Source organism: Corynebacterium sp., assembly GCF_030530965.1.
In the GTDB taxonomy this organism is placed as follows: Bacteria; Actinomycetota; Actinomycetes; order Mycobacteriales; family Mycobacteriaceae; genus Corynebacterium.
This window is the reverse complement of the sequence record NZ_JAUMTY010000016.1, coordinates 1,368-19,336: the sequence shown is the minus strand read 5'-3', so window position 1 is coordinate 19,336 and position 17,969 is coordinate 1,368. Positions and strand designations below refer to the sequence as shown.

The 17,969-nt window shown below is 59.8% G+C and carries 13 protein-coding genes and 1 pseudogene; 6 read left to right on the top strand and 8 right to left on the bottom strand.

Annotated features, from left to right (window positions below; all coding sequences use genetic code 11):
• Positions 1-114 precede the first annotated feature (114 nt).
• Positions 115-1,083, bottom strand: a complete 969-nt coding sequence (locus tag Q3981_RS04740) for a TIGR00730 family Rossman fold protein (protein WP_303124314.1) — start codon at positions 1,081-1,083, stop codon at positions 115-117.
• Positions 1,084-1,099: 16 nt separating this feature from the next.
• Positions 1,100-2,233 (bottom strand): succinyl-diaminopimelate desuccinylase, encoded by a 1,134-nt coding sequence (gene dapE / locus Q3981_RS04735; protein WP_303124313.1) that lies wholly within the window; start codon positions 2,231-2,233, stop codon positions 1,100-1,102.
• A 179-nt stretch (positions 2,234-2,412) separates the two neighbouring features.
• On the opposite strand from dapE, the gene Q3981_RS04730 reads away from it, so the two are divergent.
• From Q3981_RS04730 to Q3981_RS04720, 3 genes are all read left to right on the top strand, one after another.
• Positions 2,413-3,816, top strand: coding sequence for an amino acid permease (locus tag Q3981_RS04730; RefSeq protein ID WP_303124312.1), 1,404 nt, complete (start codon positions 2,413-2,415; stop codon positions 3,814-3,816).
• A gap of 66 nt (positions 3,817-3,882) precedes the next feature.
• A complete protein-coding gene (dapD, locus tag Q3981_RS04725; RefSeq protein ID WP_303124311.1) occupies positions 3,883-4,872 on the top strand; it encodes a 2,3,4,5-tetrahydropyridine-2,6-dicarboxylate N-succinyltransferase in 990 nt (329 codons plus the stop codon).
• Between the two features lie 22 nt (positions 4,873-4,894).
• A complete protein-coding gene (locus tag Q3981_RS04720) occupies positions 4,895-5,095 on the top strand; it encodes a hypothetical protein (protein ID WP_012731280.1) in 201 nt (66 codons plus the stop codon).
• Positions 5,096-5,103: 8 nt separating this feature from the next.
• Here the strand turns inward: Q3981_RS04720 and dapC are convergent, their stop codons facing one another.
• The 6 genes and pseudogenes from dapC to typA form a co-directional block, all read right to left on the bottom strand.
• Complete coding sequence (gene dapC, locus Q3981_RS04715; RefSeq protein ID WP_303124310.1) at positions 5,104-6,252, bottom strand: succinyldiaminopimelate transaminase; 1,149 nt, start codon at positions 6,250-6,252, stop codon at positions 5,104-5,106.
• 120 nt (positions 6,253-6,372) lie between these two features.
• A complete protein-coding gene (fdxA, locus tag Q3981_RS04710; RefSeq protein ID WP_204088261.1) occupies positions 6,373-6,690 on the bottom strand; it encodes a ferredoxin in 318 nt (105 codons plus the stop codon).
• A 244-nt stretch (positions 6,691-6,934) separates the two neighbouring features.
• Positions 6,935-7,447, bottom strand: a complete 513-nt coding sequence (locus Q3981_RS04705; protein ID WP_303124309.1) for a hypothetical protein — start codon at positions 7,445-7,447, stop codon at positions 6,935-6,937.
• A gap of 718 nt (positions 7,448-8,165) precedes the next feature.
• A pseudogene (locus Q3981_RS04700) lies at positions 8,166-8,654 on the bottom strand (PIG-L family deacetylase); the annotation flags it as partial.
• Positions 8,647-10,662 (bottom strand): ABC transporter family substrate-binding protein, encoded by a 2,016-nt coding sequence (locus Q3981_RS04695; RefSeq protein WP_303124308.1) that lies wholly within the window; start codon positions 10,660-10,662, stop codon positions 8,647-8,649. The gene Q3981_RS04695 and the pseudogene Q3981_RS04700, both read right to left, overlap by 8 nt.
• A 69-nt stretch (positions 10,663-10,731) precedes the next feature.
• Positions 10,732-12,654 (bottom strand): translational GTPase TypA, encoded by a 1,923-nt coding sequence (typA, locus tag Q3981_RS04690; protein WP_303124307.1) that lies wholly within the window; start codon positions 12,652-12,654, stop codon positions 10,732-10,734.
• 223 nt (positions 12,655-12,877) lie between these two features.
• Between typA and bchH the strand changes: the two genes are divergently transcribed.
• From bchH to Q3981_RS04675, 3 genes are all read left to right on the top strand, one after another.
• The gene (bchH, locus tag Q3981_RS04685; RefSeq protein WP_303124306.1) at positions 12,878-16,627 is read left to right on the top strand and encodes a magnesium chelatase subunit H; all 3,750 of its coding nucleotides are present in this window, start codon (positions 12,878-12,880) and stop codon (positions 16,625-16,627) included.
• A 20-nt stretch (positions 16,628-16,647) separates the two neighbouring features.
• Complete coding sequence (locus Q3981_RS04680) at positions 16,648-17,583, top strand: ATP-binding protein (RefSeq protein ID WP_303124305.1); 936 nt, start codon at positions 16,648-16,650, stop codon at positions 17,581-17,583.
• Positions 17,584-17,631: 48 nt separating this feature from the next.
• Positions 17,632-17,969: hypothetical protein (locus tag Q3981_RS04675; protein ID WP_303124304.1), on the top strand; the 338-nt coding region annotated here is incomplete at its 3' end.

The following is a 17,969-nucleotide window of genomic DNA, read 5'->3' as shown; positions in this document are numbered from 1 at the left end:
AAAACGCTGGATTGATAAAAACTGCGGGGGCGGTCTCCAGGGCCTGACGACACATTGTCCCCTTGAGTGGTGGCGAAATCCGACTCCCCGCGACGGGACTCTGCCCCGTGATGATTATGTGTCACGAGAGGAGCCACCATCAGAGGGATCATGGTCAGACGCATCGCCGCTGGAAGGGCCCTCACCAGACGCATCACCGTCCTCAGCAAGCTTTCCTACACTGCGCAAAATTCCAGCCCGCTGCGAATGGGAAAGACTGTTTTCCTCTAACCGCCGCCCCAATTCCTCCACAAAGCCTTCGTGCTTCGTCGTAATGTAGCCGACGGCCTCCTCGACGTCGTCCGTCACGAGGAAGAGATCCGGGTCTTCGGGCGACACCATCTTTTCACTAATCAGACGATCCCGAATCCAGTCCACCAAGCCCGACCAGAACTCGGTCCCGATCAGCACAATGGGGTATCGAGTCACCTTCCCGGTTTGGACCAGAACCAGGGCTTCGAAAAGCTCGTCCATCGTCCCGAAACCACCCGGGAGGCACACGAATGCCTGGGAATATTTCAGGAACATTGTCTTGCGGACGAAGAAGTAGCGGAAGTTCAAACCAAGATTGACCCAGGCATTCAAGTTCTGCTCATGAGGTAGCTCAATACCCAACCCGATGGACAATCCGCCAGCCTCCGCGCAACCACGATTCGCGGCTTCCATCAGCCCCGGGCCACCACCGGTGATGACACCGTAGCCGGCTTCATGCAGTGCGCGACCGACCTCGACGCCCTTTTTATAGTATGGCGAATCTACTTCAGCACGCGCCGAACCAAATACGGTGACCGCGCGGGGAATCTCGGCAAGAGCGCCGAAACCTTCGACGAACTCACTTTGAATGCGCAGGACCCGCCACGGATCGGTGTGCAGCCAGTCCGCATCCTTCTGAACGTCCAAAAGGCGCTGGTCGGTGGTGGATCGTGCGTGCGTGTGGTCATGCGCTTTACCGCCGCGATCGCGAAACACCACTGGGCCACGGAACCGCAGATGGCCTCGATCGTCGTCCTTCCCGCCCATCATGCGGGATGTCTTCCGCCCCATAGTGCTGTCCTTCCCGTCACTTACTCGTCAGATAAGCCATGATCTGGTCTGATACGTCGGTAATCATCTCTACCGGGCACTGCTCATCTTTTTTATGGGCAAAGGCCGGATCACCCGGGCCAAAATTGACCGCGGGAATCCCCATCGCAGCAAAGCGGGCAACATCCGTCCACCCGTATTTGGCGCGAACATTCCCACCGGTCACGTCAATGAGCTCAGCCGCTGCGGCATGGTGCAAGCCCGGCAGCGCACCGGGGGATTCATCGTCGATATCGAGGCGAAAACCAGGCTCCGGATTACCAGGAGTGCCGACGCCGATAATCGCGAAGGTCTCATCCAACGCTTGCTGTGTCGACTTTCCCGGCGCGAAACGGTAGTTCACGAACATCCATGCCTCGTCGGGAATCGTGTTCGTGGCCACTCCCGATTCGCACATCACGATGTTGAACCCTTCGTGGTACTCCAAGCCGTCGATCTCGACGATTTTGTCCCCATCATGGGCGGCAGCGCGCGCGATGACTGGGGCTAGTTTGTGCATGGCATTGTCCCCCAGCCACGATCGGGCCGAGTGGGCGCGCTCACCCAAGGCGGTCACTTTTACGCGGACACTGCCTTGGCATCCCGCCTCGATCACGGCACCCGAGGGCTCGCCCAAGATGGCAATATCGCCCTGCAACCACTCGGGGGAATGCTCGGCTAATTTCCTCAGCCCGTTTTCTGTGGCCGCGATTTCCTCCGCCTCATACATGATGATCGTCATGTCGCGGGCCAGGTCTGGTGACTCGGCCAATTGGGCAAAGGCGTGGAGGAACACCGCATCGCCCGACTTCATGTCGACGGTCCCGCAGCCGAAGAGTGTGTCGCGGCCGTCCTTGTCCGTGCCCCGCGTGGAGGGAACGTTGTCGGCAATGGGCACAGTGTCCAGGTGGCCTGCCAACACCGCGCGTGAGGGCAAACCTCGGTTGGTTTTGGCCATCACGGTGTTATTAAAACGCTCAACCGTTATGCCATTCGCCTCGTCGGAGGACGCAGCGACGGCTCGGAGCGCTGCCTCGACGGCGTCGGCAATATTTTTTTCATTCTTAGAGACACTCTCAATGTCAACGAGTGCCCTGGTGAGATCAATAGGGTGCTGAGTCAGGTCAATCACGCCACCAGACTAACCGCCGGGGCGGACACGCGCATGCGCGATGTATTCGTGCGGGATTCCCATGCTTGACCGACGCCGTGGTCACCCCTGAGTAACGAACCGGCTATTCTGAACAGATCGAATAGATGTATCAGCATGGGCGCGTAGCTCACTGCTCCCCCAATACCAAAGGGCACTTCATGACGAACAATGCTTCACAGGGCGATGAATCTTCCGATTCCACCTCGCAACTGGGACATGGGTTGAAAGTTCGGCACCTCACGATGATGGGGTTGGGATCTGCCATCGGCGCAGGGCTCTTCCTTGGAACAGGCGTCGGCATTAAAGCCGCGGGACCGGCAGTCTTGATTTCCTATATTGTTGCCGGATTCCTTGTTGTTCTGGTGATGCGGATGCTGGGTGAACTCGGTGCCGCCCGCCCCAATACAGGAACATTCTCTGCATATTCCCGACAGGCTTTCGGTCAATGGGCCGGTTTTTCGACCGGCTGGTTGTACTGGTTCATGCTGGTCATGGTCATGGGTGCGGAAATCACCGGTGCCGGTGCGTTTATTGGTAATTGGTTCGGTGTCGACGGCTGGATTCCAGCGCTTGTCTGCGTCATCATCTTCACCTTCATCAACATGGCTAAAGTCCGTGGCTTCGGTGAATTCGAATACTGGTTCGCGTTTATCAAAGTCGCGGTTATCGTCTTTTTCCTGGTCGTCGGCGTTCTTCTGATCTTCGGGCTTCTCCCCGGGCACCCCATGGTCGGATTTGAGCATGTAAGGGAATCCGGCTTCGCCCCGAACGGAGTGGGCGGGATCGCTGCAGGTCTGCTCGCCGTCGCCTTCGCTTTCGGTGGAATTGAGATTGTGACCATCGCGGCTGCTGAGTCTGAGAACCCCAGCCGTGCCATCGCGACCGCTGTGCGCTCGGTTATTTTGCGTATCTCGGTGTTCTACCTGGGATCTGTGCTGGTCATTATCTTCCTGCTTCCCTATTCGACCTTGGGCCAGGCTGAAGGTGCTGCCGATTCTCCCTTCACTCGCGTCCTCGCCCAAGCCGACATCCCTGGTGTCGTTGGGTTCATGGAGATAATCATCACGTTGGCGCTGCTCTCGGCTTTTAACGCGCAGATTTACGCTACCTCCCGCGTGATTTACGCCATGTCCAAAGAGGGCGACGGCCTGAAATTCTTCACCAAGACGAACCACGAGGGCGTCCCCACGCGCGCGGTGTGCCTCTCCATGGCGCTGGCTTACTTATCCGTGGCGCTTCAGGTCTGGGGGCCGGCGAACCTCATCGAGTTGTTCTTCAACATCGTCGGCGGTTCGCTCTTGGTGCTCTGGTTCATGATCGCCGCCTCAGAGATCAAGCTACGGCCCGAAATGGAAGCAGAAGGCACACTCCCCGTGAAAATGTGGGGATATCCGTACATGAGTTATGTCGCGCTGATTGGTCTGCTGGCGTTGACTATTCTCATGCTTTTCGACAACTCAGCGCGCCCACAAGTCATCGCGGTTGGCGTCTTCTTCGCCGCACTGGTTGCCTTGTCGGCCGTCGCCCGTCGTCGGAATGCATCGGCGGTTCCCGCAAAGTAGGCGCTACAGCGGGGCCACTGCGCACCTGGGCGTCGTGTGTCGCAACGCTTGGGTATTGTGGCCCCTATGACTTCATTTTTAACTACAGGTGCCATTGCCGATGGTCTTGCCACCATCACCGACGACGGAATCGTGTTGGATTCGTGGTTCCCGTCCCCGTCTCTCAGCGACGACATCAGCGAAACCACCACCACTGAGCTCGGTTGCGACGCCCCCGAGGAACTCGCTGCGGCGGCGCACAGCGATGAAGATCGCCACGTGCGCCGTGTCGCGATCCGTACTCAGATTAAAGACCTCTCCACCCCGCCCACCGATGCTTACGACGCCTACCTGCGCCTTCACCTTTTGTCTCACCGCATCGCACGGCCCCACACCGTGAACGTGGAGGGCATCTTCGGCAAACTGACCAACGTCGTGTGGACGAATTACGGCCCCTGCTCCACCGAAAACTTCGAATCGACGCGCGCGCGACTATCGACCCGCGGCCCCGTCACCGTGTTCTCCGTGGATAAATTCCCGCGCATGGTGGATTACGTCATGCCCAGTGGTGTCCGAATTGGCGACGCTGACCGTGTCCGCCTGGGGGCACACTTAGCGCCCGGCACCACGGTCATGCACGAGGGCTTCGTCAACTTCAACGCCGGCACACTCGGGCACTCCATGGTGGAGGGACGCATTTCCGGCGGCGTCGTCGTTGATGACGGCACCGATATCGGTGGTGGAGCCTCCATCATGGGGACGCTGTCCGGCGGCGGAAAAGAGGTCATCTCTATTGGACAGCGCTGCCTCCTGGGCGCTAACTCCGGTGTCGGGATTTCCCTCGGTAATGACTGCGTTGTTGAAGCCGGGCTGTACATCACCTACGGCACCAAGGTCGTTGCGCGCGGTCCTGTTGCGGACGCGATGGGGCTGAAGGACAGCTCACCGATTAAGGCCGCTCAGCTCTCCGGTGCGAACAACATCTTGTTCCGCCGCAATTCGCTGTCCGGATCCGTCGAAGCCGTTGCATGGCAGTCCTCCACGGTGACGCTGAACGACGACCTTCACGCGAATTAAGCCATAAAGGTTTTTGAAAGACATGGCGAAGCAAACCAAGCCCCCACGCCCCACTGAATTAGACCGGGCACAAACAACCAGTCTGATTGTTGTGCTGGTGGTGTGCGTGGCGTGCGCCTTCGTCCCCTACACCGCGGTAAAAATTATCGCTGCGATCGTGATGATCAGCTTGGTCGTGGGGCTCGGCCTGCGGGTGTGGAGGGACCGGTCAGGGCGCTGGTGACCTAACCTCTACCCCGCGATCCGCTGCGCTGCAGCGGTGATCTGATCATCGGTGCCCGTCAACGCAACGCGGACGTGCTTCACACCTTTCGGGCCGTAGAATTCGCCCGGGGCCACGAGGATTCCGCGCTCTGCAAACCAATCGACGGTGTCTCGGCATGGCTCGTCGCGAGTGGACCACAAGTACAGGCCAGCTTCGGAATTGTCGATAGTAAAGCCAGCGTCGCGAAGAGCCGCGGCGAGGATCTCACGACGATTCCGGTAAATCTCCCGCTGAAGCTGCTCAAAGCCGTCATCCTTCAAAGCGGCAACAGTGGCAGCCTGAATCGGTTGAGGAACCATGAAACCCGCGTGCTTGCGAACGGCCAGCAGCTCGTGGATGAGCTTCTCGTCGCCCGCCAACCAACCAGAGCGATACGACGCCATGTTCGACGTCTTCGATAGCGAATGAACCGCGATCAGGTTGGTGGTATCCCCATCGCACACATCGGGGTGAAGGAGGGACACCGGCTGCGTGGGCCGTTCACCACGAACACCGTTGGCATTCGTCGTCCAACCCAGGCCCAAGTAACACTCATCCGAGACGACGATGACGTCACGGTCCCGAGCCCAGGACACAACTTTCCGTAGGTGCTCAAGGCCCAGAACTTTGCCCGTCGGGTTTGAGGGCGAATTGATGTACATCAGCGTCGGCGCCTGCGGGCCAAGCTGGAATGTGGAATCCGCCCGGACAATCGACGCCCCCGCCAACAAGGCACCGACCTCGTACGTCGGGTAGGCGAGCTCCGGGATCACGACGGTGTGCCCTTCACCCAACCCCAAAAGATATGGCAGCCACGCAATCGCTTCCTTCGTCCCGATCACCGGCAAAACCTGCCGCTCAGGGTCAAGCGGGATGATGCCGTAGCGACGAGTCATCGCGTCGACAATGGTCTGCCTCAACTCCTGCGTGCCGACAGTTTGCGGATAGCCGGGGGCCCCAGAATTTTCTGCCAGGCCCAGCTGAGCAGCAGGAGACACCGGATCGACGGGTGTTCCCATCGACAAGTTGATGAACCCATCCGGGTGAGATTCGGCCTTCGCGCGAGCATCCGCGAGGGAATCCCACGGGAAATCCGGAAGCAAAGACGAACGAACAATACGGGGCGGGTGCGCCATACAAAGCCTCACAGCAAAAACGGACGCGACACGGGGACGCGAGTGGACAGGAAGAAAAATACGATCATCGGACAGCCCGATACTATCCCAACAATAGCGTTCGGGAACCCGAGTGAAATCCTAGGCTTGCGGCGGGAGTTCTGCGACGAGGGGCGCGTCGAAATCCTGTGGCCCCAGCCGGGCAGCACCACCCGGCGATCCGAGATCGTCAAAGAACGCGGCGTTCGCGTCGTTATAATCGATCCACTCATCGGGGACGTCGTCCTCGTAGAAGATCGCCTCCACGGGGCACACCGGTTCGCATGCCCCACAATCGACACATTCGTCGGGGTGGATGTATAGACTGCGAACGCCCTCGTAGATGCAGTCAACCGGGCATTCTTCAACACATGCCTTATCCTTCACGTCAACGCAGGGTTCCGCGATGGTGTAAGCCATAGTCTCCTCCTCTTTCGCCTTTTCTTCCCGTTGTCTTCCTGTTGTGCAGCGTTGCGACGTCGTCACCGTCGGATCGCTGCGCTGTGGCTGGTCTTGCCATGCCTGTTCTTGTTGTCCGAACTGGGGTCAGGGTGCGCCCAATGTCGTCAAGCGGTTCCATGATGCCACGCGTCAAACAAAAAATGAACCTATCTGTCTACTTTTCGTCTGTGAGGGCAGCGTTTTATGGCCACTACCAGGCGATTTACTTTTTCTTTGTGGGGTTATTTTTCTCCTTGGAACGTTTGCCACCCGTCGTCGTGGTGGGTGGAGGTGGATTGACTTGATCCATCGACGACACCACCGACCTCATCAACGGCCACGCCGCACCCGCAACACCGGCGATCATGAACAGGATTCCGACGAGGTTGGGCACGATCCACGTTGTTCCCCGTGTTCCCGGCAGCGACGGCCACGTGACGGCGATGAAGTAGAGCACGATCCAGGTCACACCAGGGATGCTGGCCCACGCCAACTTTTTCGTCCACAGCAGCGCCGTCGTCCCGAGGACATAGTTGAAGCCGGCTGCAATGAGAATCATGTAGGGGAACGGATAGACGTGGCCGCCGATGGTAATCCGGCTGCCCAAGTACACCATTTCTAAGAAGAAGGACAGCACGGACCCGACGGTTAACCAGGTGATGCCTGCAATGCGCTCGCCCTTGCTCACGTCTTCACGCGGCTGAGAATGGTTGGGGTCTCCCCAATGTTTTTCCATGATTCTTCCCCGCTTATCGACGCTGGCCAGACTGCTCGGATGTATCGTGTGTTGCTCCCTCATCTGTCTGATCTAATGAAAACGCGCTCCGCCCTCGTGCGCGCACGACTGAGGAATCATATGCGTAGCGGGCCGGTGTGGTTTTCGCCCACGGGCCGCTTCCACCGTACGCCACCACATAGTGTTCTTCTCTCATCAGTGGTTGAGCAATACGGTTGGAGAGTGCGAATACCTTCGGCGCCACAGTGGGATCGCTGACCGCCCACGCAGATTCGGGGTTTGTCCAGCTCTGCCGGCCATCGGCGATCCACAATTGCGTGGCGTGAGCAGCCATCGCATCCGCTTGCGCCTCAATATCCGCGTCACTTAGCTGCACGGCAAGGTCCACCAGATCATCGGGGACGAAGGCAAGATCTGGCTCAGTGATCGTGTCTGGGGTTTTCTCCGGGGACGCAGAGTCGACGGCCCTCGCGGCGCCGTCGGCAAAACTGAATTCCATCCCGCTGGGGGCAACCCATCCATCGGGAATACGGGAGATCGCGCGACCCGCCTGTTTAAGAGCTGTTTCGCCGCGAACTGCCCAAAGAACAACGGGATCCGGAATGCCGTGGTCCGAAGAGTTTTCACGACCACCGTGACGGCGTGCCAGCACGGCAGAAAACAGATCCTCATCATCGCCACCTAATTCAGGCGCGGACGTATGGGAGAGCTCCGCAACAGCCGCATGAGTGATCTCATGAGCACGGATATGATCGGGATGCCCGTAACCACCATCAGGCCCATAAGTGACCACGATATCGGGGCAGAACCCGGTCATCAGGACCTTGAGCGCATCAACAGCCTGCTGCCCCGACTTCACGAATGCGCGCGGGTGATCCGCCGACGGCGTTCCCACCATCCCCGAGTCTCGCCAGCGGCCCACACCGCCCAGCACACAGGGGCGATGGTGAACACCATTCACGCCCAGGATCCGGAGCGAATCCTCAAGCTCCCGATAACGAAAGCCGCCAAGCATATCGGCTTCATCAGCAATGAGGCCCTGCATCGGCTCCCCAATGACCTCACCTTGCTCCCCCAACGTGCACGTGACCACGCGAACATCAGCACCGCGGCGGGACAGGTGCGCTAATAAACCACCGGTCCACAGAGCTTCGTCGTCGGGGTGGGCATGAACGGCCATCACTCGGAGGCCACGCAAATCACTCATTACTGGAGGCATCCTCCTTGTCGTCCTTGGCGTCGTCTGTTTTGTCGTCCGCTTTATCGTTGTCGTTCTTCTTCTCGGCGTCCGTATCGCCTTTGTTGTCGGTAGTCGGACTGCTGCCAGGCTGGAGCACCGAGTAGTCCTCGTTCCGCGTCCACAGAGGCGCAGTGACAAAGATTCCGCCACGTTCCGTCGTCGGGAGCTCGCCTGACTTCAGCGGCAAACGAGGAGCTTCCAGGGCCGGCGTCGTCGCGAATACTTCGGTGTCCTGAAGGAGAGCAAGGCTGACGGCCTGAGAATTCACCTTCTCAATAACCTTCTGCTTCGTGTCATTGACATCGGCGAACCCCTCGGCGGCTTCCCTCACCTGGGTATCGATCTCAGGATCACACAACCCCGACATATTGGCTGCTCGGGCGTACTTTTTCTCCATGGACTTGCGCGCATCCCCGTTATCCGCAGCACTAGGTGCAGCGCTGTCCGACGTCGGTTGTGGTTCAGACGATGGCGATGACGGTGTTGAACTCTCCGGCTCCATCAACTCCGAACTCTTATCGGAATCCATCTCTTTCGACGGGCGATCAGCCGACGTACACCCGTAGTGGCTGGCCAACGCGGATGCGGTGGTATCGCCCGACTGCCACGCGACGGTCGCGTCGGCAAGTCCGAGAGGGAGAATAGATTCGACGATGTCCAGCGCCGGCATCACAAGCGCTTTCGCAGGAAAACCGGCCTGAGTGAGCTGATCCGCCACCGTGCGCGCCGCAGTCACCGCAGCGTCATCCGACTGATCAACGGCGATCCGGAAGGGCCTAGACAACGATGGAAATGCGGACTCCGAACCGGGAACAGACGTGCCCGAAATCGTGGCCTCATCATGCGGCGCGCTCACTTCCATCCGCTCCCCCGCAATGCGCGCAACAGTATCCCTATCCACGCTGCTGAGTATCCGCGCACGCTCCCCCACATCATCCATGTGCGGGGCAGCCGTGTTCAGCGACAACATGAGGTACCGGTTTTTCGGCGACAGCTGCACCACGGAATGTGGCACCGAATCCAGCGACAGCTGCGTGGTTGCTTTCGGACGCAACGCAGCCCCTTGGACCTGACCATTGCGCAACATCTCCGCGGCCTCAGCAGCATTGTCCTGGGCCTGGAGAACGATCTTGTCCGTCTTCGCGAGGTTGCTTCCCCAATAGCGGTCATTGCGGACCAATGTCACAATGCCACGGCCGCTATCAATCGACTCCACCGAGAACCGGTTGCCCGAGACGGGAACCGAGTCCCTCAACATCGTTTGGAAGTTACTGGATGAGCGATACAGGTGGCTGGGCAGCAGATTGGTGAACAGCGACCGCCATGCCACGTACGGACGATCAAAATGGACGTCTACTTGGTGGCCACTCTCCGTCGAGGTCACGCTGCTGATCGCTTCGTACCCCGCCGGATCTTCAACCCCAGGCTGCGAGATCATTTGCTTCCACAAATACTCAAAATCAGCACCCGTGATCGGAGTACCGTCCGACCACTGCGCATCCGACGCGATGGTATAGCGCACCGTAAACGGCTGAGACGACGCTACCCCAGAAGGCGCCGCCGACTCTGATGACGGCGTCGATGCTGAGGATGCTGTCCCACTGCCTTCCACCACGTCCGCAGAATCAAGCAAATCCTGGTTCAGCTCCAGCTCACCGTCATCCTTTTCGACGAATGGGCTGGGCAGCACCAGTGAGGCCATGTGATCGACCAACGGGGTGTCGTCGGAAACCAAATGCGGATTAAACCCCGGGCTGACATCACTGACCGCAAACGTAATTTTTTCCGACTGCTGGGACACGGTGTCGGCATTGTTTTTATTCCCGTCACCGGAATTGACGACGGGCGCTGACCCGGGGCGCGCGCTACACCCAGCCAGTAACGATGTGGACGCAACCCCCACAGCAACGCCCGTGGCCACGACCGCCCTCACGGCAGTGGACGTCACACCACGCGGGTGAGCATGGAAGCGCACCCGCATAGTGGGTCGATGTCGTTTACGCGTTGTGTTCATTGTCCATCGCGGCCATCAAGGCCACCGTCGTTATTTCTTACCCTGCTTCGCTTTCTGCTTAGCGTGCGCAGCAGCGCGTCCTCGTTCTTTGGCGTCCAAGATCACTTTACGCACACGGATGTTCTTCGGTGTGACCTCGACGCATTCGTCGCCACCACAGAATTCCATGGCCTCGTCCAAAGAAAGAGTATGCGCTTTGGCCAGCGTGACCGTCGTTTCCGCCGTCGCGGAACGCATGTTGGTCAGCTTCTTTTCCTTGGTGATGTTGACGTCCATGTCTTCTTCGCGGTTATTCGCGCCAACAACCATGCCTTCATAGGCCTCAACACCCGGTTCGACGAAGAACTGACCTCGGTCCGCCAGCTGCTGCAAGGCGTAGGCGGTGATCTGCCCGGCGCGGTCAGCAACCAAAGATCCCGACGCCCGGTCTTTAATGTCGCCGGCCCACGGCTTGTACCCGTCACTGTAGGAGTTCGCGATACCCGTACCCCGGGTTTCCGTCATGAACGTGGTCCGGAATCCGATGAGCCCACGAGCAGGCACGGAGTACTCCATGCGAATCCATCCGCCGGCACCGTTGTCCATGGACAGCATCGTGCCCTTACGAGAGGCCATGAGCTGCGTAACAGCACCTTGGCGCTCCGACGGGACGTCGATAACGAGGTGTTCGAAGGGCTCATGCAGCGTGCCGTCGATAGTGCGGGTCACGACTTGTGGTTTGCCGACGGTCAGCTCGAAGCCTTCGCGGCGCATGGTTTCGACCAGCACGGATAATGCCATTTCGCCGCGGCCCTGAACCTCCCACGCATCTGGGCGCTCGGTCGGCAAGACTTTCAACGAAACGTTACCGATGAGTTCTTGCTCCAGACGGGACTTCACCAGCCGAGCGGTGAGTTTGTCGCCGCCGCCGCGACCGGCCAAGGGCGAGGTGTTCACACCGATGGTCATCGAGATCGCCGGCTCGTCGACGGTGATCGGCGGCATTGCTTCGGGGTGCTCTGGATCCGCGAGGGTGTCGCCAATCATGATTTCGTCGATACCAGCGACGGCTCCGATGTCGCCGGCGATGACCTGGTCAGTGGGGACGCGCTTCACGCCGTCCTGGCGCAAAAGTTCCGAAATTTTCGCGGTCTTGGTGTGCGGGTTTCCGTCGCTATCGTGGTGAATCCAGGCGACCTGCTGGCCCTTCTTCAGGATGCCGCGGAACACGCGAACGAGGCCGATACGTCCCAGGAACGAGGAGGAGTCCAAGTTGGTGACGTGCGCTTGCAAGGGGGCGTCGATCTCAGCAGAGGGCTCCGGCAACACGTCGTACAGCACGTTGAAAAGGTCCTGCAGATCCTCGGCCTCCGGGACATTTCCGTTGCCGGGGTTTTCCGTGGACGCCTTCCCAGCGCGACCGGACGCATACAGAACGGGCAGCTCCAGGTTCTTTTCGGCGGCTTCCTGCGCCTCCGGGTCGTCCAAGGACGCGGCCAGTTCGAGCAAAAGGTCCTGGGCTTCGTCGACAACCTCGTCGATACGAGCGTCGGGACGGTCAGTTTTATTGACGACGATGATGACGGGCATCTTCGCTTCCAGCGCCTTGCCCAACACGAAACGCGTCTGAGGAAGCGGCCCCTCGGAAGCGTCGATAAGGAGGACAACACCGTCAACCATGGACAGTCCGCGCTCAACCTCACCGCCGAAGTCAGCGTGGCCAGGGGTGTCGATGACGTTGATGATCAAATCGGTGCCATCTTTGCCCATCCCCTTGCGATGGATAGCCGTATTCTTGGCGAGGATGGTAATACCCTTTTCCTTCTCCAAATCCCCCGAGTCCATGACCCGGTCGACGACCTCGTCATGATCGCCGAACACGCCTGACTGCTGAAGCATGGCATCAACAAGTGTGGTTTTGCCATGGTCAACGTGGGCGACAATGGCAACATTGCGAAACTCTGGATGGCTCACTGAGCAAAATCTCCTGGGGTAGAAAAGCTCACCGTAGGTCAAGGGCGATGAGCGAGCGTGACGCGGCATCTCCACCGGTCACACAATGGGGCACCCGAACGTGCGAATCGTGCTCAGGCTACCACCTCCCCCCATCCCTTTCATCTTTCCTATGCTGTGTGGTGGTACAGCCTTGGTTCGTTCTCGGTTCGTTGTCACGCCAACTTCTTGTTAGGACACTGTCATGCGCATTCTTTTTCTCGGATTCGGTGGGTCCATTGCGCTCACTATGCACTCCGCATGGGACGAATTCCGCGAAAAGTATGCCGCAGACACCGCGACTCCCGACGACGAGACCGCTGGGGCTGGTGCTGGCGATGCTGGTGGTGCTGAACCGGTTGATTTACGTCACCGGCCTTTCGATGCTGGGACGCTCGCAACCGCGGACGATCTTGATGCCGAACTGGCCGCTGCCGATGCTGTGTTTGTACAAGGTCCGATGACGCCGGAGGATATTGACGCTCTGGGGGCGGCCCTTGATACGGCCATCGAGGAAGCGCACAAGTCTGAGCGCGCATTCGTGGTCTCCGCATCCGTGCCTTGTGCCGACCCCATCGTTGACCGAGCAACCTCACCACGGCCAGGAATCACAGCGCGTCTGCGGGAAGCGCTCCGGCAACTCACGCCTGAGGGGATGTGCCACGCCATCCGTCTGGTCCAAACAGTTTTAGCCGGGGTTCCCGATCCTGGTTCTCTCGCACAGTCGCGCCCACACGGCATCATTTCTCTTGACGACGACGACCTTTTGCGGGCCTGCGGATATGCCGTGAATCCGACGGGTGGGGAAACTTCGGCCGATGGAGATGACCGCCCCCAGATCGTTCATGCTCCGTCAGGCGTACGCATTGGAATTGCCGCCAGCCCATTCCAGGTTGCCAGCCACGACACGCTCGCGGTCTCGTATATCGCGAAACTCGTTGAGGCCAGTGGCGCTACAGCCATCGTGTGGGCGGGGGATCCCACCGACGTGCCCGATGGCGTCGAACCTCCACCGGCCGTGGACGCGTGGATGAACCTCACCGGTTTCACGCTTGCGGGAACGCACGCGAACCCCCGTGTCGATAATGGCGTCGAATTCCTCACGGAGACAGGCGTTCCCATGATCACCCCGGTCCCCCTCTTGCGGATGGCTTTGGACCGGTGGCAAACGTCGGATCTGCCTGGCCTGACAGCGGGCCAGGTGTCTATGAATATCGCTATTCCTGAATTCGAATCAGGGCTGGCTCCGTGGGTGATCGGCGGGCGCGGCATCCCGGCCGTTGAGACCGACGACCCCGATCGTCCCGTTGACCAGCGACTCGCCGTCGAGCGGATGCTCCCCGACCCCTACATGTGCGCACTCGTGGTGAACCGCACCATCAGAACCGTGGCACTCCGCCGCCTGCCCGCAGAACAGCGAAAACTCTCCATAACCATTTTTGGCCACGATGCCGACGGAACAATCGGTACCGCCGCGCACCTCGATGTATTCCGCTCGCTGTGGAACTTCCTCCACCACCTCCGCGCGGAGGGCTATACCGTCGAGATTCCCAATTCTCCGGAGGCCCTCGTCGATAGTCTTTTTGATTCCGACGCGGGTAACCGCAGCACGTGTCATGTCGCAGCAACATGGCACGCGACGGAGTACAACGAGGCGTTAACGTCGTCGCAGGTCAGACGGATCGATCGGCTATGGACGCGGACTCCCGGAATGATCGACACAGACGGCCGCGAGCTCTTCATCCGCGGCGTGCGCCTTGGCAATGTGTTCATCGGCGTCCAACCGGACTTCGGCGATGTTGCCGACCCCCTCAACGTCCTCATGGCGCCCGAGGCCTCCCCCTCCCACTCTTTCGCCGCCTATTACCTCTGGCTCGAACACCAATTCAGCCACGACGTCATGCTCCACTGGGGTACCCACGGGGCATTGGAATTCATGCCGGGGCGCTCCACCGGCCTGATCAGGGACGACTGGCCGCTGCTCCTCACCGGCAGCGTCCCGCACTCGTACCTGTACGCGATGAGCAACCCCGCTGAGGGCACGATCGCGAAGCGTCGATCCTTCGCCGGTTTGGTCAGCTACCTCACTCCTCAACTTATCGACGCTGGTCTCCACGGTGCCCTGGCCGCTGCAGCCGAGGAAGCGTTCCGGCTGTTGACGTCGGCAAAGGATGGCTCGGTGAAGCTGAATGCTGACACCTGTTCGGAATTGGTGACGCTGGCCGCCGAAGCTGATCTGACCGACTGTCCACCGCCCAACAGCGATGATGCGGACGAGGACGACGGCTCACACAATCCCTGGCACGAATGGGTCAATGGCGTTTCCGCTACCGCAGAGAGGATCCGCCGTACCCCTATTCCAGAAGGTCTCCACACACTCGGCGAACCTCTCAGCCAGGACAAAACCGCGCGGATACTGAGCCTTGCCTGCACTTATCCGTTGGCGACGTCCGATCCACTTGCTGATCACCTGGACGAAGAGCACATCACGGAGGCCGTCGACGCCGTCGTCCACGACGACTTCACGCGATTCACTTCGCTCGTGGCGAGGGCACTCGATAGTGATGCGGAGCCCGCAAACGGCTCCGAGTCCGCAAACGCAACCCCAACGTCGTGGTTCCGTCACCTCCGTCGGCTCCACTCCCTATTAACGTCCTCACAGGAAACCGACGGACTCCTCGCCGCACTATCCGGGGCCTACATCCCACCCGCGCCCGGCGGAGAACCCGCGTCACGCCCCGAATCCCTCCCCACCGGCCGGAACACGCATGGCGCCGACCCAGCCACCATGCCCACCCCCACCGCGGCCCGGCGCGGCGCCGCCACCGCCGACGCACTCGTCGAACAATTACGGCAGGAAGAAGGCCACTACCCCGAATCCATCGCCATGGTGATCTGGGGAATGGACAACGTCAAAACAAACGGCGAGGGCATCGCGCAAGCATTTCACCTGATCGGCGCAGAACCCCTCACCGATGAGCGGGGACGGGTGAGCCGATACCGGATCATCCCCCTCGAGGAGCTGGACCGCCCTCGCGTCGACGTCGTCTGCACCATGTCGGGCGTCGGCCGAGATCTTCTTGCGGGCCCCATGGAGCTCCTTGACGACGCCATCCACGCCATCGCGTCGCTACCCGAAGAACCAGAGGACAACCCCGTCCGCGCCCACGCCATGCAACAGGCGGAAGAGCTTGGCCTGGACCTGGATTCGGCCGCGACCCGCATTTATGCGACCGCGCCGGGCAATTATGGGACCGGCGTCAACAAGCTCGTGCAGTCCTCAGAGTGGGATGACAATTCCGATTTGGCCGAAGTGTATCTGCATCGCATGGGCCACGCGTGGGGCAAGCACGTTAAGGGCAAGGAGAACCGGGCTCTCTTGGAGTCAAGTCTGTCTCGCGTTTCCGCCACATTCCAGAATGTGGATTCGACGGAGATTTCGCTGGCCGGCGTCGACCATTATTTCGAGTTCCTGGGCGGTGTGTCGAGCGTCGTCGAGACGGTTTCGGGTGTGCGCCCGTCTGCGAAGGTTTCTCACGCGTGGCAGCATGAGACCAATGTTGAGTCGCTGGATGATGCGATGAGGTTGGAGTCGCGGACGCGTCTGCTCAACCCGGCCTGGTATGAAGCGCAGCTCAAGCACGGTTATCAGGGTGTGGCAAACATCCGCTCCCGTTTTGAGAACACGTTCGGTATGCAGGCGACGGCCCGCGTCGTCGATAATTGGGTTTTTGACCGAACTGCGTCCACATTTATTACCGACGACGACATGCGCGATCGGTTAGCCGAGCACAATCCTGCGGCCGTTCTCTCAATGACGGAGCGTCTGCTTGAGGCCGCGGACCGTGGTCTGTGGGAGGCGGGCGATGATGTGCTTGACCAGTTGGAAGATATTTCAGATAGCCTGGATGCGACCGTCGAAGGTGTTACTCCGATGTCTTCCGCCCGGCACTAACGCGAATCGTAGGTAACCGAATGAACCGCGTGTATCCGTTTACACACATCCACGGACAAGATGAGCTCAAAGAAGCACTAATCCTCTGCGCCATCGATCCCGGCATCGGGGGTGTGCTGGCTTTCGGAGACCGGGGAACAGGGAAAACGACGACGGTCCGCGCGTTAGGGCAATTGCTGTCACAGCATGGTGAAGGTTCGTCCGGAAACACACCGGTTATCGACGTCCCCCTCGGCGTGACTGAAGACCGCCTGATCGGATCGCTTGATATCGACGCCGCATTAACCACTGGCGAGGCGCGGTTCCGCCCGGGACTATTGGCCGACGCCAACAATGGGTTCCTCTATATCGACGAAATTAATCTGCTCGATGACCACTTGGTGGACGTCTTGCTCGATGTCGCGGCGTCCGGGATCAACATCGTGGAGCGCGACGGCATTAGCCACACGCACCCGGCGCGATTTGTGTTGGTGGGGTCGGGCAATCCTGAAGAGGGTGACTTGCGCCCGCAATTGCAGGACCGATTCGGTCTTGCCTTGCGCGTGGATACTCTTACCGACCCGACGGAGCGCATGACTATTGTTCGCGAGCGGCTCGCTTTCGACGCGGACCCTGAGGCTTTTCTTGATGACGCCCAGGAGGAAGAGCAGAAGCTGGCCACGTCTATTGAGCAGGCGCGTGACCGCGTCCGTGATATTGAGCTCAGTGAAGATGCCGTGCTCACTGCGGTTGAGGTCTGTACTGAAACGGGATGCGTGGGGCATCGTGGCGAGCTGGTTATTACCCGTGCCGCACGTGCGCGAGCTGCGCTCCACGGTCACGACACTGTGACCAGGGAAGATGTTGGGGCGGTGGCGCTCGCAGCCCTCCGACACCGCGTACCGACCGAGGCATTCGAAGCGCCGGGTGATGTTGATGCGCGGTTGACGCGCACGATTCATCAGGTATGTGAATAACTATTTTCCCGACCAGTAATGAGCCCGACCAGTAACGAGAGTGACACCATGGCACATCCTGACTCTTTGGCACATGCCATTGATGCACTACAGGTATGGGTGCAGGCCCACCCATCGTGGCTGTTGCTCACGGGCGATTCGGTGCGGATCAACGAATCGTTAGATGCGCTGGGGGAACTTTGGGCGGGGATGAAGCATGGATCAGTGATCCGTGTGAGTCCCAGCATGACGCCCGCTGATGTCACGCGGATGAGCACGTCGTTTAATCACGAGCGATCCGACGTTGAGGGGGACGACGGGGGTGCACTCAGGGGCGATGGGCTCGAACACAACGCACCCCAGCGCGATGGGCTCGTCATCATTCACAATGCTCATCTTCTTGAGGT